Source organism: Streptomyces sp. NBC_00669 (genome assembly GCF_036226785.1).
In the GTDB taxonomy this organism is placed as follows: Bacteria; Actinomycetota; Actinomycetes; order Streptomycetales; family Streptomycetaceae; genus Actinacidiphila.
The window spans coordinates 4558748-4573220 of the sequence record NZ_CP109018.1 but is presented as its reverse complement, the minus strand read 5'-3'; the positions used below and the strand labels follow the sequence as shown (position 1 = coordinate 4573220).

General features: G+C 73.3%; 11 protein-coding genes and 1 tRNA gene. 8 read left to right on the top strand and 4 right to left on the bottom strand.

Annotated features, from left to right (window positions below; all coding sequences use genetic code 11):
• Positions 1-215 precede the first annotated feature (215 nt).
• Positions 216-356 carry a DLW-39 family protein gene (locus OG896_RS18975; RefSeq protein ID WP_328466668.1) on the top strand — a complete coding sequence of 47 codons (141 nt, stop codon included), beginning with the start codon at positions 216-218 and terminating at the stop codon, positions 354-356.
• Between the two features lie 143 nt (positions 357-499).
• The gene (locus OG896_RS18970; protein WP_329366974.1) at positions 500-1792 is read left to right on the top strand and encodes a hypothetical protein; all 1293 of its coding nucleotides are present in this window, start codon (positions 500-502) and stop codon (positions 1790-1792) included.
• Positions 1793-1857: 65 nt separating this feature from the next.
• Here OG896_RS18970 and OG896_RS18965 read toward each other — a convergent pair whose 3' ends face one another.
• Entirely contained in the window at positions 1858-3405 is a 1548-nt protein-coding gene (locus tag OG896_RS18965) for a serine/threonine-protein kinase (protein WP_329366972.1), read from the bottom strand.
• A 146-nt stretch (positions 3406-3551) separates the two neighbouring features.
• On the opposite strand from OG896_RS18965, the gene OG896_RS18960 reads away from it, so the two are divergent.
• Positions 3552-3624: transfer RNA gene (locus OG896_RS18960), tRNA-Ala, on the top strand.
• Positions 3625-3754: 130 nt separating this feature from the next.
• On the opposite strand, the gene OG896_RS18955 is transcribed toward OG896_RS18960, so the two are convergent.
• Together OG896_RS18955 and OG896_RS18950 are read right to left on the bottom strand one after the other, a co-directional pair.
• Positions 3755-4558 carry a S1 RNA-binding domain-containing protein gene (locus OG896_RS18955; RefSeq protein WP_329366970.1) on the bottom strand — a complete coding sequence of 268 codons (804 nt, stop codon included), beginning with the start codon at positions 4556-4558 and terminating at the stop codon, positions 3755-3757.
• 17 nt (positions 4559-4575) lie between these two features.
• Positions 4576-5124: a hypothetical protein gene (locus OG896_RS18950; protein ID WP_329366968.1), complete on the bottom strand. Its 549-nt coding sequence runs from the start codon at positions 5122-5124 to the stop codon at positions 4576-4578.
• Positions 5125-5302: 178 nt separating this feature from the next.
• Here OG896_RS18950 and OG896_RS18945 point away from each other — a divergent pair, with 178 nt between their 5' ends.
• The 3 genes from OG896_RS18945 to OG896_RS18935 all read left to right on the top strand — a co-directional run bounded on the left by OG896_RS18945 (position 5303) and on the right by OG896_RS18935 (position 11511).
• The gene (locus OG896_RS18945) at positions 5303-5953 is read left to right on the top strand and encodes a hypothetical protein (protein WP_329366966.1); all 651 of its coding nucleotides are present in this window, start codon (positions 5303-5305) and stop codon (positions 5951-5953) included.
• Positions 5954-6048: 95 nt separating this feature from the next.
• On the top strand, positions 6049-9654 hold the full coding sequence (locus OG896_RS18940) for an AfsR/SARP family transcriptional regulator (protein WP_329366964.1): 3606 nt from the start codon (positions 6049-6051) through the stop codon (positions 9652-9654).
• Positions 9655-9897: 243 nt separating this feature from the next.
• The gene (locus OG896_RS18935; protein WP_329366962.1) at positions 9898-11511 is read left to right on the top strand and encodes an MFS transporter; all 1614 of its coding nucleotides are present in this window, start codon (positions 9898-9900) and stop codon (positions 11509-11511) included.
• 200 nt (positions 11512-11711) lie between these two features.
• Here the strand turns inward: OG896_RS18935 and OG896_RS18930 are convergent, their stop codons facing one another.
• The gene (locus OG896_RS18930) at positions 11712-12524 is read right to left on the bottom strand and encodes a DUF5324 family protein (protein ID WP_329366960.1); all 813 of its coding nucleotides are present in this window, start codon (positions 12522-12524) and stop codon (positions 11712-11714) included.
• Positions 12525-12758: 234 nt separating this feature from the next.
• Here OG896_RS18930 and OG896_RS18925 point away from each other — a divergent pair, with 234 nt between their 5' ends.
• Together OG896_RS18925 and OG896_RS18920 are read left to right on the top strand one after the other, a co-directional pair.
• A complete protein-coding gene (locus tag OG896_RS18925) occupies positions 12759-13292 on the top strand; it encodes a peptidylprolyl isomerase (protein WP_328466684.1) in 534 nt (177 codons plus the stop codon).
• Between the two features lie 141 nt (positions 13293-13433).
• Entirely contained in the window at positions 13434-14312 is an 879-nt protein-coding gene (locus OG896_RS18920; RefSeq protein ID WP_329366958.1) for a rhomboid family intramembrane serine protease, read from the top strand.
• Positions 14313-14473: the final 161 nt, after the last annotated feature.

Here is a 14473-nt window from a genome sequence, read left to right as displayed (position 1 = left end):
GTCGGGGCTCCGCGGCGGGTGAGGTTCGGCACGGGGTGAGGTTCGGCTGGGTGAGGTTCGGCGCCTGTGAGGTTCGGCCGGTCGCGGGAGCGCTACTTCCACCGGGCGTGATGCCCTACCCGTTTTCGGTGCCAGGTAACCGTTCGGTATCGGCTGCTGTGTATAGTCGGGCGGGTCAGAAGCTCGTCTCACGCTAGAAGGAGGAGGGTCAGGCGATGAAGAAGATTCTCCTGATCGCCCTGGCCGCCGTTGCCGGGCTGTTCGTGTACCGGCAGATCCAGGCGGACCGCGCCGAGCAGGACCTGTGGACGGAAGCCACTGACACGGTCCCGGGTGGCTCCGGCACAGACGTGTGAGACGCCGTTAGCAGGACGCCGCAAGGCGTGGGGGCGATCTCCGGGCCCCGGTCGCACAGCGCGACCGGGGCCTTCGCCGTTCCCGCGGGCTTCGATACGGTGCCGGTGCATCGCGCTCTGATCGGTGGGGACAGGAGCAGGGGATGAAGCGCACGACGTTCGGTGTGGCCGCCGCGTTACTGCTGCTGGCCGCGGCCACGGGCCCGGCGGCGGCGGACGGCGGGAGCCCGGCCCCTGCACCCACCGCGCCGGCCACCTGGCAGCCGCGGGGCAGCGTGCTCGACGGCGCGGCGACCACGGCCGACGCGCCCGCGATGAAGGCCGGCGTCACGTACCGGGACAGCATCAAACCGGGCGAGACCCGGATGTACGGCATCGCGCTGGACGCGAAGTCCTCCGCCTACGCCTCGGCGTTCGCGGTGCCGCGGTCCGGCTCGAAGGTGACCTACGACGACGGCCTCGAGCTGAAGCTGGTCAGCGCCGACGGTTCGGAGTGCGACAGCCGCGAAGGCCATTTCGACGACGACGGCGACGCCCGCCCGGTCGGCACCGCGGTGGAGCGCGCCACCGGCGACGAGGACGACGACTGCCGGCGCGCCGACCAGTACACCCTCCAGGTGCACCGGACCTCCGACCCCGGCTCGGATCAGGCGGCCTGGCCGCTGGAACTGCGCTACGTGCTCGAACCGCCGTTGAAGCCCGGCTCCGTGCCGCCGCCCGCCCCCGCCACGACCGGCGCCACCGCCTCCCCGACCCCGCTCACCACCGGCACCGTGCGGCAGGCGTCCGGCGGCCCTTCCTTCGAGACCGCGGCCGCGATCAGGACCGGCGTCTGGAAGGACCGGGTACCGCCCGGCGAGACCCGCTTCTACAAGGTCCCGGTGGACTGGGGCCAGCAGCCCACCGTCTTCGCGGACTTCTCTAGCGCGCCGCTGATCGGCAGCTCGCTCGACTTCGTCAACACCGGTGTGCGGCTGACGGCTTTCAGCCCGGTCCGGCAGTACGTCGACGGTGCCGACGGCTCGTACTCCGGCGCGCCCACCTCGCTGGTCGAGCAGTTGCCGACGGTGACCTACGCGAACCGCTCGTCGGACGACGACATGGTGCAGCGGGTGGCGGTCGCGGGCTGGTACTACTTCGCGGTCACCGTGCATCCGGACGTCGCCAAGCAGGTCAGCGGGCCGGTGCCGGTCACGCTGCGGGTCCAGGTGCACGGCGCGGCGCAGGCCGCCCCGGCGTACTCGGGGAACCCGGGCGCGGCCGGGATCGGCGTCGACGCGCACGACGTGGCGGCGGCCGGCGGCACCGCGACCGGCGGCTCGTCCTCCTCGGCGCTGCGCCTGGTCGCGTACGGGGCGTTCGCGGTGGGAACCCTGCTGCTGCTCGTGCTCGCGGTGTGGTTCGGCGCGGCCCGGTGGCGGCCGGCACGGGGCTGACCCGGCGCGGACTCCCGCAGCCCGCGCGGTCCCGGGACGTCGGGACCTTGGGACGTCGGGTTCGCTCAGGACGCCATCAGGGCCGCAATGCCGACCGCGAAGCAGAGCAGGGCGAGGACCAGGACGGGGACCGCGACTCTGGCCGGCGGGCCGGGCTTGGCGCGGCGGGCCGGGACTTCGGTGGAGGCGGTGTCGGCGGAGGAGTGGGCGGCGGCATGGCTGGGCCCGGCCGAGGGGACCGGCTCGGGCAGCGGCAGCGCCACGTGGTCGGGGCGGGTGGGCGGGTGGGTCGGGGGCCCCTGCGGGCTGTCGGGCGCCATGGCGGGCGCGGGGACGGCCTCCGAGGCCGCGGCAGGGGTCGGGGCGGCGTGGCGCGCCTGGCGGCGCTTTCCGGGCGGCTGCGGGGCGGGTACGGACTCCGGGTACTCCGGGTACTCCGGGTACGGCGTCCCGGCAGGCAGCCGTGGGGCTCGGGCGGCCGAGGACTGGGCCTGGGCGGCGCCGGTCGGGTCGGGAGTGGGAGTTGCGGGGCGGGGAGCTGCGGGACCGGGTGTCGCGGGGCCGTGGGGCGCGGAGCCTTGGGCCGGTGGGTACGGGAACGACGGTTGCGGGGCGGCGGGTTGGGCCGATTCTGCGGGCCCTGCGGATTCCGCGGATTCTGCGGGCTCTGCGGGCTCTGCGGGCGGGCCGGACAGGTCGATGGTCAGCGGGCCGCCGGCCACCCGGTCCGCGACGGTCGGCCCATCCGGGCCGAAGCCCGGGGGCAGCGGGCCGATCTGGTCGAAGATCTCCACCGGTTCCTCGCCGGGCGCGCCCTCCGGCAGCAGTTCCATCGCGGCCCCCAGCGCCTTGCGCGCGCCCGTCGCCGTACGGAACCGCGCGTACGGGTCCGGCTGGAGCAGGGTGCCGACCACCTGCCACAGCGGGCCCGGCACGCCCAACGGCGCCGGGGGCATGCCCATCTCCAGGAACCGGTCCTGCACCGCCTGCGCGTCCGGCTTCCGGCCGCCCAGCAGGTAGAGCGTGACGAGGCCGGTCGCGTACAGGTCCGCCGCGAAGTCCGGTTCGGCGCCGAGCAGTTGCTCCGGGGCGAAGTAGCCGGGGGTGCCGACCACGTAGTTGGTCTCGGTCAGCCGGGCGTCGCCCTTGCGCATCGCGATCCCGAAGTCCGACAGCCGCACGTGCGGGGCGCGCGTGCCGGTCGCCTCCAGCAGGACGTTGGCGGGCTTGATGTCCCGGTGCACGATGCCCTCGGCGTGTACCGCGGTCAGCCCGGCCAGCAGCTGGTCGAGCAGCACGCACACGAAACGCGGCGGCAGCGGGCCGTACTCCCCGACCAGGTGCGACAGCGACCCGCCGCACACCAGGTCCATGGTGAACAGCACCTTGTCGTCGTCCGCGGCCCAGCTCGCCGGGGCCAGCACATGCGGGTGGTCGATCCGCATCGCCTGCTCCCGTACGAAGCGCAGCAGCGCGTGGGCGTCACTCTGCTGGAGCACCTTCGCGGCCACGTATCGTCGCCTGCGTCGGTCCCATGCCCGCCACACCGCCCCGACCCCGCCGTGCCCGATCGGGTCCACCAGCTCGTACCGACCCGCGAAGACCTCGCCCATGTCCTGCCGTCCGCCCCCTTCACCGACCCCGATCCGTCGGACCCGACTCTGCCAGTGCCCCCGCCCGGGCGCGAGGGTGCCACCCGTCCCACCCCCTCAACCCGTTTCAGCTCGACCCCCCGCAACGGGTACGCTGTCTGCGACACGGGGCCTTAGCTCAGTTGGTAGAGCGCTGCCTTTGCAAGGCAGATGTCAGGAGTTCGAATCTCCTAGGCTCCACACTTCGTTTGTACAGGTCAGCGGCCTTTCTGCCCGAATCGGGTGGGAGGGCCGCTGTCGTCTCGCACGCATATGGCACACATCAGCCCGCGAGCTTGCTCCAGTGTTGCGGGCTGCGGACATACGCCCGCTACTCCCGCGCGGGTGGAATCTGGCGGCGGGAGAGGGCCAGCCTGTGCCTGGTGCGGTCGATCTCGGTGACCACCACCGTGGTCTCGTCGCCGACCTGGACGATGTCCTCCGGGGGTTCGTGGACCAGTCCCTCGACTCCGTCGTCCACCGCGACGAAGTAGCCGAACGGGACCACCTTGGTGACCCGCCCTTGCAGCGTCTGGCCCACCACGATGCTGTCCGCGAAGGTGGGGAAGGCATCTGGCTGCGTCGCACGCAGAGAGAGCCTCGCCTCTCCGTTCCACGTGTCGAACTGGAGGAACTCGCACGACACACGCTGGCCGACCTGAACGACGTCCGACGCCGACTCGTAGCGCCGCCAGGACAGTTCGGGGTACGTGATGAAGCCGACGCCCGGGAAGACCGGGTGCACGGGGCCGTCGTCCAGCGCGACGAAAACGCCGAACCGCTCGATCGCCGCGATCGTGCCGGACAGGATCTCGCCGGGGCGGAGCGGCTTGAGGAACGCCCAGAGTTCCGGATTCTCGGTGGCGGCCATTGACAGCTGGGCTCGGCCCGCATCCAGATCGATGGAGACGATCTCGGCGGTGATCCGCTGACCTGCCTCCACATCCTCAGCCGGGAACTGGCGCCAGGACAGTTCCAGCGGCCCGACGATCCCCAGCGGGCGAGCGGGAAAGCCGTCCAGGGTCACTACTACCCCGTGAGGCCGCGTGACCTCTTTTGCCGTGCCGGTGCAGACGTCGCCGATGTGGAGTGTTTCCAAGAACTCCCGCGCGCTGTCTTCCGATGCTCCGTCCACGACGTCCTCCTCAGCGATCAGGGTGTCCAGCGAGGTGCATCGTCGTCGGGGGCGTGGGGGCTTCCGAAGTGGAAGGGCACTGCGAGATGCGCGGCGAGGGCTCTGCCGGCCTGGTCGGCGACCACTGCGGAGGGGTGAAAGCGGCCCGGATCTGCTTCGGCGCCGAGGTACCGCGTCGCGGTGTCTCGGTAGATGGTGGCCAGGGGATGTTCGCCGGCGGGGTCGGCGGTGATGGCGAGTAGGTCCACGAACCAGTCGTGAACGGTGTCGCCGTCCCAGACCGCCTCGATCGCGATGACGCGTCCAGGGCAGCCGGCGGCGCGGGCGGACAGGGACTCCAGATCGACGGGGCTGTCGGGCGTGCGGGCGATCCTGTCGCTGTGGCGGAGGTAGCGGTCATTGACGACAAGCTGGGCTTCGTTGAGTCCCAGGCCGAGGCCGCGACCTGCTTCGAAGACGGTGCGGATCGCCTGGAAGGCGGCATCCTGAAGGACGTATCCGTCGACCTGTTGACGGATGCCCGCCGGCAGTCGCTCCCACCACGCGCTCGTGGTCGTGTCAGCCATGGAAATTCTGCCCGTCTCCCGAGTGGTTCTCGCTGCACGGTCGCCGAACGCCACCGTATACAGGGCTTCACGCGAAGCCCCTACGGTCGGGCAGGAGCGATCGTCCGGCCGGAGACGGAGATCGGCGGCCTCGAACCTCGCCCGGCCGGGGAAAGGCGGGGGCTGGGATGGTGGGGGGATGGTGGAGATGGATGCGGTGGTCGAGGTGGCGGGGCAGGTGGGGGCGGCGCCGTGGGAGGTCGCCTCTGGGGTGCCGGCTTACGGGTGGGTACGGGTGTCCGGGCGGATGACGGCGGCGGAGGTCGGGACCGTGCTGGCGACCATGGCGGTGTACGGGGGATTGCTCGGGGACGAGGGGGCGGCGGTGGGGGCCGCGGAGTTGGTGCGGGGGCTGCTGGCGGTGGAGGAGGTCATCGCGCCGGGCGGGCTGCGGGTGCGGGACGAGGGGACCGGGGCCGTGGTGGTGCCGGGGTGCTGCTCGGGGTTGGAGGACTGGCGGGAGTGGTGTGAGGTCGCCGACGGGGGCGAGGGTCCGTGGCTCGGGCACGACCCGGCGCCGTGGTTCGAGCGGGACGGCGCGGTGGTGCGGGTGTGGCCGGACGGGCCGGTGGTGGGTCCGGCGGTCGTCGGGCCTCAGGTGGGGCCGCCGGTGGAGATCGTGCCGGCGGAGTTGCCCGGGTTGCTGGCGGGGGTGCACAGGGAACTGCGGGGGTTCCTCGCGCGGACCGAGGAGTGGGCCGCGCGCCATGCTCCGGGGCTCGGTGCCTCGCTGGTCGCCAAGCTCGACGCGGACCTGGGCGTCGGCGGCGGGGTGGCGCTTCCTGGCTGAGGGCGGCCCGGGACCCGGGGGCGGGGTCCGGTCGCGGGGCGATTCGTCGAACCTGGGCCCGGGGCCGCGGGTGCGACAGAATCGGAGGTGTGGTGATGTTCGGGATTCTGGGGGCGACGCGGGTCATCGGTGTCGATGGCGCCGAGGTCGGGCTGGGTGGGCCGCGCCGGCGGGCCGTACTCGCCCTGCTCGCGCTGGATGCCGGGCGGGTGGTGGGGGCGGATCGGCTGATCAGCGGCCTGTACGGGGTGGACGTGCCGGCCGGGGCCGCGAACGCGGTGCAGTCGCAGATCTCGCGGCTGCGCCAGGTACTGCCGGTGGCGGTGGAGGGGCACCCGTCGGGGTACCGCCTCGCGGCGGAGCCGGATCAGGTGGACGCGTACCGGTTCGAGCGGCTGGCGCGGCGCGGGCGGGAGGCGCTGGCGGCCGGGCAGCCGGACGTGGCCGCCGGGCGGCTGCGGGACGCCCTCGGATTGTGGCGGGGCCCCGCGCTGGCGGATGTGGGGGACGCGCCGTTCGTGGTGGCCCAGGCGGCGCGGTGGGAAGAGCTGCGGCTGGGGGCGGTGGAGGACCGGGTCGACGCGGAGTTGGCGCTCGGCCGGCACCGCGAGGTGGTCGCGGAACTGGGGGAGTTGGTGGCCGCGCATCCCCTGCGGGAGCGGCTGCGGGGGCAGTTGATGCGGGCGCTGTACGGCAGCGGGCGGCAGGCGGAGGCGCTGGCGGCGTACGACGTCGCCCGGCGGGAGCTGGCCGATTCGCTGGGGGCCGACCCGGGGCCGGAGCTGGCGGCGGTCCACCTCGCGGTGCTGCGCGGCGACCCGGCGCTGATGCCGGACCGGTCGCCGGACCTGTCGCTGGACCGGCCGTTGGGTGGAGCGATCAGCGGGGCATCGGGCAGCCCTGCCGTCGGGGCAGGTACGTCGGAGCTGCCCGCGTCCGCCGGTTCGACGGCGCCGGGCGGCACCACGCCCGCGCCCCCCTCCCCGGACGGGCCCGCGGCCGTACCGCTCGGGACAACCGCGCATGTTCCACGTGAAACAGTCCCGGAAGCTCATGTTCCACGTGGAACATCGCCGCAGGCCCACCACGAACTTCCGGCCCAGCTCACCAGCTTCGTCGGCCGCGAGACGGAAATCGCCCGGCTCGGCGAGCAGTTGGCGCACCGCCGGCTGGTCACGCTGATCGGCCCCGGCGGCGCGGGCAAGACCCGGCTCGCGGTCGAGGTGGCCGGGCGGCATCCGGACGACGTGAGGTTCGTGGAACTGGCCGGCCTCGACGACGGCGCAGCCTTGGCCCGGGCTGTCCTCGCCGGCCTCGGACTTCGCGAGGGCGGGCTGTTGCCGGCCGGCGGCCCGGGGGTCGCGACCACCTCCGGCGCCGCGGGCGGCGGCGGCAGCGCCACCCCCGACCCGCTGGCCCGGATCACAGCCGCGCTGGCCGACCGCCCGCTGCTGCTCGTACTCGACAACTGCGAGCACGTGGTGGCCGAGGCCGCCTACTTCGTCGAGCGCCTGCTCGCCGGGTTGCCCCTGCTCCGGGTCCTCGCCACCAGCCGCGAAGCGCTCGGCATCAACGGCGAGGTGCTCTGCCCGGTGCCGACCCTGGCGCTTCCACAGCCGGGCGCCGACCGTGGCACGGTGCTCGCCTCCCCCGCCGTGCGGCTCTTCGTGGCGCGTGCCGAGGCCGTCCGTCCCGGCTTCGACCCGACCGCCGACCCGGCGACCGTGGACGCCGTGCTGCGGCTGTGCACCGCCCTCGACGGACTGCCGCTGGCGATCGAGCTGGCCGCGGCCCGGCTGCGTTCGCTGTCGGTCGTCGACATCGCCGCCCGGCTCGGCGCGCTGCCCGCCACCGACGACGAGGTGCCGTACAGCCTCGGCGTGCGGCCGGACGCGCTCTTCCGGCTGCTGTCCCGTGGCAGCCGCACCGCGCAGCCGCGTCAGCGCACCCTGCGCGGGGTCGTGGAGTGGAGCTGGGAGCTGCTCCCGGCGGACGAGCGGGCGGTGCTGCGCCGTGCTTCGGTCTTCGCCGGCGGATGGACGCTGGCCGCCGCGGAGGCGGTCTGCGCGGACCAGCCCGAGCAGCCGTCCGACCCACTTGACCAGTCCGACCGGACCGGCGCCGACGGGAGCCGTCCTCCCGCCGCCGGCACTCCCCGCATCGCCCCGGACGACGTCCTCGACCTGATCGCCGCGCTCGTCGAGAAGTCCCTCGTGGTGGCCCAGCAGCCCGACCCCTCCGGCCGGGTCCGCTACCGCATGCTGGAGTCGATCCGCGCCTACGGCGCCGAGCGGCTGGCCGAAGCAGGCGAGGCCGGGCGCACCCAACGGGCCCACATCGCCTACTTCCTGGACTTCGCGCTCGACGCCGACCCGTACCTGCGCCGCGCAGAACAGGTGGAGTGGCTGCGGCTGTACTCCGACGACAACGACAACTTCCGGGCCGCCCTGCACCGCTCCCTCGCCGCCGGCGACATCCCCGCCACGATGCGGCTGATCGCGGCGCTGTCGTCGTACTGGCTGCTGCGCGGGGTGCGTTACGAGGGATTCAGGGCCGCTCGGCAGGTGCTCGCGGAACTCGGGCCGAACCCGCCGGAGGGCATGGAGGAGGAGTACGCCCTCTGCGTGCTGGCCGTGGTCGGCGCGCTCTCCGACGCCGAGGCGTACGCCGAACACGTGGCGGCGGCCACCGTCGTCGTCGACCGGATGCAGCGGATATCCCGGCGCTTCCCCGTCCTCACGCTGCTGTGGGCGCCGTTCGCGGGGGCGCCGGACGAGAGCCTCGACACCCTCGCGGTGCTGGAGGAGGTGCTCTCCGAGCGGGACGACCCGTGGTACCGCGCGCTGGGCCACCTCGGCGCCGGCTTCCAGGCGTGGATGTCGCACGCCGACGCGGACTCCGCGCAGCGCGAATGCGGCCTCGCCTTCGAGTACTTCGAGCAGCGGGGCGACCGCTGGGGCATGATCACCTGCCTCAACGTGCTCGCCGATCTCGCCGACTACCGCGGCCGGCTCCAAGAGGCCATCGACCTGCTCGGCCGCGCCCTGCAACTGGCCGAGGAACTGGACTCCGCCCTGGACATGGCCGAACTGCTCTGCAACCGCGCCGCGTACAGCCTGCAGGCGGAGGAGTACGAGGCCGCGACCGCGTACTGCGAGCGGGCCCTGCAACTGTCCCGGCGGGCCGGCTCGCCGGAGACGCTGGCGATGGCCCACCTCGGGCTCGGCGAGGCCGCCCGGCTGGCCGGCGACCTCACGAGGGCACGGGCGCTGTGCGAGCAGGCACTCCAGGAGTGCCCGCGCGGCTGGTTCTCCAGCGACAGCATGCGTTCCTCGGCGCTGGTCGCACTCGGGCGGATCGCGGTGGCCAAGGGCGACGCGGCCGCCGGCCGGGACCGGCTCCGGGAGGCGGCCACGAACGGTGGGGTGTCGATGCAGTTCCCGATGACCGGCGCGCTCGTGGCCGTGGCCGCCGCCGGGCTCGCGGTGCTGACCGGCGACCCGCACCGGGCCGCGTTGCTGCTCGGCGCCGCGCACGCCCTGCGCGGGGGCCCGCCCGGCGGACCCGACGCCCGGGCCGCGGAGGCCGCCGCTCGTACGGCACTGGGCGACGGCCGCTACGAGCAGGCGTACGCGAGCACCGCCGGGCTGGACCGGGCGGCCGCGCTCGCCCGGGCGACGGAGTACCTCGTGGGCGTGTGACGCGACTCGCGGTCGCTGCTCCCCGCTCCTGCCCGCTGCTCCCCGCGCCGGCCGGCCGCTCACCGTCCCGGCACCACTCCTGCGACCCCCCCAGCGCGTCCCGCGGAACCCGCGCGCACAGCCCGCGCGCACAGCCCCCCGACCTGCACGGACATCCGCTGTCAGCGCGCGGTGCGCCGTCGGTCAGCGCGCGGTGCGCCGCCGGTCAGCGCGCGGTCAGCGCCCCCGCCCACGCTCGTCCCCATGACGACGACATCTCCGACCCCGACACCCGGTGCGGTGGCCGGGGGCCGCCGCTGGGCCGTACTGGCCATCTGCTGCGTGGCCGCCGCCCTCCTCGGCATCGACAACAGCGTGCTGAACTACGCGCTGCCGAGCCTGTCCGACCAGCTCCACCCGTCCTCCACGCAACTGCTGTGGATCGTCGACGTGTACGGCTTCGTCCTCGGCGGTCTGCTGATCTTCGCGGGCAGCCTGGGCGACCGGATCGGCCGCAAGCGGCTGCTGCTGATGGGCGTGGCCGGCTTCGGCGCCGCCTCCGCGCTCACCGCCTACGCCGACGGCCCGGGGACGCTGATCGCCTCCCGCGCGCTGCTCGGCGTCGCGGGGGCGACGATCATGCCCTCCACCCTGTCCCTGGTCCGCAACGCCTTCACCGACCCCAAGGAGCGCACCACCGCGATCGGGGTGAGCAGCGGCGTCGGCGCGGCCAGCTTCGCGCTCGGCCCGGTCGTCGGCGGTCTGCTGCTCGACCACTTCTGGTGGGGTTCGGTCTTCCTGATCAATGTGCCGTTGATGGCACTGGTGCTGGCGGTCGGCACGGTCATCCTGCCGGAGTCCAGGAACCCGCACCCGGGCCGGCTCGACTGGATCAGCGTGCCGCTGTCGATCGTCGGGATGCTCGGCATCATCTACGCGATCAAGACCGCCGCCCGCAACGGCGTCGACGACCCCGCGGTGTGGATCAGCGCGGTGGTCGGGGCGATCTCCCTGACCACCTTCCTGCGCCGTCAGAGGCGGCTCGCCGTGCCCCTGCTGGACCTGAGGTTCTTCCGCAACGCGGCGTTCTCCGGTGCCCTGGCCTCGAACACCGTCGCGCTGTTCACCTCGTCCACGCTCTCGCTGGCCTGCTCGCTCTACTTCCAGGTCGTGCACGGCTGGTCGCCGCTCATGGCGGGCCTCGCGCTGCTGCCCGGCCCGCTCTCGGCGGCCGTCGGGGCGCCCGCCTCCTCGGTGCTGGTCCACCGCGTGGGCCGGGCCCGTACGGTCGCGCTCGGCCTGCTGCTGATGTCCGTGAGCACCGCGGCGCTCGCCCGGGTCACCCCGCACACCGACTACTGGCACCTGCTGCCGATCCTCGTCGTGAACGGCCTCGGCGTCACCTTCACCTTCGCCGTCACCTCCGACACGATCCTGGCGAGCGTGTCCAGGAAGCGGGTCGGTGCGGCCGCGGCGATCTCCGAGACCGGCATGGAGCTGGGCGGCGCGCTCGGCATCGCGATCCTCGGCTCGGTGCTCACCACCCTGTACCGCAACGACCTGCGGCTGCCGGGGCAACTGAGCGCCGATCAGAGGTCGGCGGCCCGTGAGTCCGTGGCGGGCGGGGTACAGACGGGCGGGCAGCTCGCCGGGGCGACCGGGCAGCACGTCGTGGACGCGGCCCGGCAGGCGTTCACCCACAGCATGCACATCACCATGCTGGCCGCCGCGGCGGTGATGCTGGTCGGCGCGGTGTTCGCGCTGCGCATGCTCAAGGGCGTCCCCGCCGTGCTGGACCAGCACGCCGAAGACGCCGACCCGATGGTGCCGGAGCAGTCGGGCGCCGGTTCGGAAGCGGAGCACGCGGCGACGGCCTGAGCCGAGCGGCCACCGCGCCGCCCGGGCGTCCACTCCCGCTGCCCTCCGCGCCGCCCGGGCATCCACTCCCGATGTCCACCGGGTCCCCGACGTCCACCAGATCCCCGACATTCACCGCTCCCCCGACGCCGCACCGGCCGGCGTCGGGGCGACGCCGGCCGGTGCGGTTCCCAGCGGTGTGGAGCAGGGCTGCCGGGTTCCTACTGGTCCCCTTCTTCCCGCTTGCGGTCCGCCTCCGCCTGCTTCGCGCGTACCTCGTCGTCCAGGTCGCCGGCCCCGGCGGAGCCGTCGACGTGGTCGATCGTGGACGCCGAGCCGGCCGAAGAGCCGTTCACGGAGCCGCCGTCGAGCGGGTCCACCACCGTGAGGGTGGCGCTGCCGTTCATCGACGCCCGGTCCGCCACATCGGTGGCCTCGGACGGCTCGACCAGCCATTCCGGGTTGTTCTGCTTGTTCCACCACCTCCAGGCGGCGACCGCGGCGCCGCAGCACACGGCCACCAGCACCACGTCGCGAGCGGTCCGCCCGGCCTTCCTGCGGAACACCCGGCGCCGGACCAGCCGGTCGATGTCGGTGGCGGACACCTGGCCGCGCAGGGCCTGCAGGGCGGCCGCACCGCGCAGCACGACCTCGTCCTTGGCCGGCCCGGCCACGGAACGGGTCGCGGCGACCGCGGTACCGACCTTCGGGGCCGTGTACTCGGTGGCGGCCTTCGCGCCGTCCGCGGTGCGGCGGGCCGCGGTCTCCACGGCACTCGCGGCCTTGGGCGGCACCGCGGCCCACGCCTGGTCACGGGCCTGGCCGACCCGGGGGGCGAGCTTGGCCTCGTACTGCTGCCTGGCGACGGCTCCCGCCTGGCGCCCGTAGACGCCGGCCTGCCTGCCGTACTGCCTGCCGTAGACCACAGCGTTCTCCTTCGCCGTGGTCGCGTACGGTGCCGCCACCTCCGCGGCGTGCCGCACGCTGTCCTTCGTCACGTCGGCCGCGTGGCGCACGCTGTCGATGCGGGTCACAGGAACCTCCTCCTCGGTGGTTCGGTGGCGTACGGTTTTCGCCTGTCCACCCGGTTTGAAATCATGCCCGGCCGCCCGAAGTACGGCATGTGCGGCAAGCCATACGGGTCAGTCGGCCCGATTCCCGTGGTACCCGCCGCGGTGGCCCGGGCAGGGACGGCGATCGGGCCCACGGCACCGGACGGACCGTGCGAGGATTTGTCCCTGTCAGTGAAGATTCATGGAAGGTAGAACGTGGCCGAGCAGCTCTACGCCACCTTGCGGACCAACCACGGGGACATCGTGATCCGGCTGCTGCCGAACCACGCCCCGAAGACGGTCGCGAACTTCGTCGGGCTCGCCGAGGGCAGCCGGGAGTGGACCGATCCGCGGACCGGTGATCCGTCGCACGGGAAGCTCTACGACGGCACCGTCTTCCACCGCGTCCTGTCGGGCTTCATGATCCAGGGCGGCGACCCGCTGGGGGACGGGACCGGCGGCCCCGGCTACGAGTTCCCCGACGAGTTCCATCCCGACCTGGCCTTCGACCGGCCCTACCTGCTGGCGATGGCGAACGCGGGCCCGAACACCAACGGCTCGCAGTTCTTCGTCACCGTGGCGCCCACCACCTGGCTGACGCACAAGCACACCATCTTCGGCGAGGTCGCCGACGACGCCAGCCGGAAGGTGGTGGACGGCATCGTCGGCACCCCGACGAACCCGCACACCAACCGCCCGCTCAGCGACGTGGTCCTGGAGACGGTGCTGATCGAGCGGCGCACCTCCTGACGCCGATCCCGTAGTCTTCGGGGAACATCGCGCCCCGCCCGCACGTACTAGTGGGCGGGGCGTACGGGTGCACAGCCGGCGCAGGGCGCGGGCACAGGTGCGCGCGAGTTGTCGTCGGGTGTCGTCAGGGGAGTGGACTTCATGGACCAGCCGGTCTGCTGCTATCGGCACCCGGACCGGGAGACCGGTATCCGCTGCACGCGGTGCGAGCGGCCGATCTGCCCGGCGTGCATGGTCAGCGCGTCGGTCGGGTTCCAGTGCCCGGACTGCGTGGCCCAGGCCAACCAGTCCGCCCACCACACCTCCCAGCCCCGTACGGTCACCGGCGGCCGGGTGGGCACGGGCGACCCGTTCCTGATCACGAAGATCCTCATCGCGGTGAACGTCGCGCTGTGGCTGGTGGAGCTGGCGGTCGGCGGGTCCGGCGCCGGCACGGTGTCGGATCACTACGGGCTGTACGCGGTCTGCGGGCACGACACGTTCGGCCACCAGGTGTGCGGCGGCGCCGCCGACGGTCAGTGGTACCGGGTGATCACCTCGGCGTTCCTGCACGAGCGCACCAATCCGCTGCACATCGGCTTCAACATGCTGACGCTGTGGTGGATCGGCGCCCCGCTGGAGCAGCGGATCGGCCGGGCGCACTACCTCGCGCTGTACTTCGTCTCCGCGCTGGGGGCGAGCGCCGCGGTGCTGCTGCTCGCGCCGGACGCGCTCACCATCGGCGCCTCGGGGGCGATCTTCGGACTGTTCGGCGCGACCGCCGTCTACATGCGGCGGGCGCGCTACGACATGCGGCCGATCCTGATCCTGCTCGGCCTGAACATCCTCTTCAGCTTCACCTGGAGCGGGGTGAGCTGGCAGGCGCACGTCGGCGGTCTGGTGGCCGGCACCCTGGTGGCCATAGGGATGCTCTACGCCCCGCGGGAGCGGCGGTCAGCGGTGCAGTGGGGGTCCGCCGCGGCGGTGCTGCTGGCCTCGGTCGCCATCATCGGCGTGGCTGTGGCGCAAGTCACGTCCTGACCGTGGAGGACCGTCGAGCCGACCCGTGTCCCTGGCGTTGATCAGACGTTATCCACAGCGGGACGGAAACTCCTGAGGCGGCTCACCGCGTTGTGCACAACTGGTGGGAAGCGCTGTGCGGAGGGTCACCGGACCCGGTTTGACCAGGTTTTCCCTGCGAG

What these genes read in the sequence shown, in the direction of transcription:
- OG896_RS18975 (WP_328466668.1), top strand. Translation starts at nt 216, where the DNA reads ATGAAGAAGATTCTCCTGATCGCCCTGGCCGCCGTTGCCGGGCTGTTC.
- OG896_RS18970 (WP_329366974.1), top strand. Translation starts at nt 500, where the DNA reads ATGAAGCGCACGACGTTCGGTGTGGCCGCCGCGTTACTGCTGCTGGCC.
- OG896_RS18965 (WP_329366972.1), bottom strand. Translation starts at nt 3,405, where the DNA reads ATGGGCGAGGTCTTCGCGGGTCGGTACGAGCTGGTGGACCCGATCGGG.
- OG896_RS18950 (WP_329366968.1), bottom strand. Translation starts at nt 5,124, where the DNA reads ATGGCTGACACGACCACGAGCGCGTGGTGGGAGCGACTGCCGGCGGGC.
- OG896_RS18945 (WP_329366966.1), top strand. Translation starts at nt 5,303, where the DNA reads ATGGTGGAGATGGATGCGGTGGTCGAGGTGGCGGGGCAGGTGGGGGCG.
- OG896_RS18940 (WP_329366964.1), top strand. Translation starts at nt 6,049, where the DNA reads ATGTTCGGGATTCTGGGGGCGACGCGGGTCATCGGTGTCGATGGCGCC.
- OG896_RS18935 (WP_329366962.1), top strand. Translation starts at nt 9,898, where the DNA reads ATGACGACGACATCTCCGACCCCGACACCCGGTGCGGTGGCCGGGGGC.
- OG896_RS18920 (WP_329366958.1), top strand. Translation starts at nt 13,434, where the DNA reads ATGGACCAGCCGGTCTGCTGCTATCGGCACCCGGACCGGGAGACCGGT.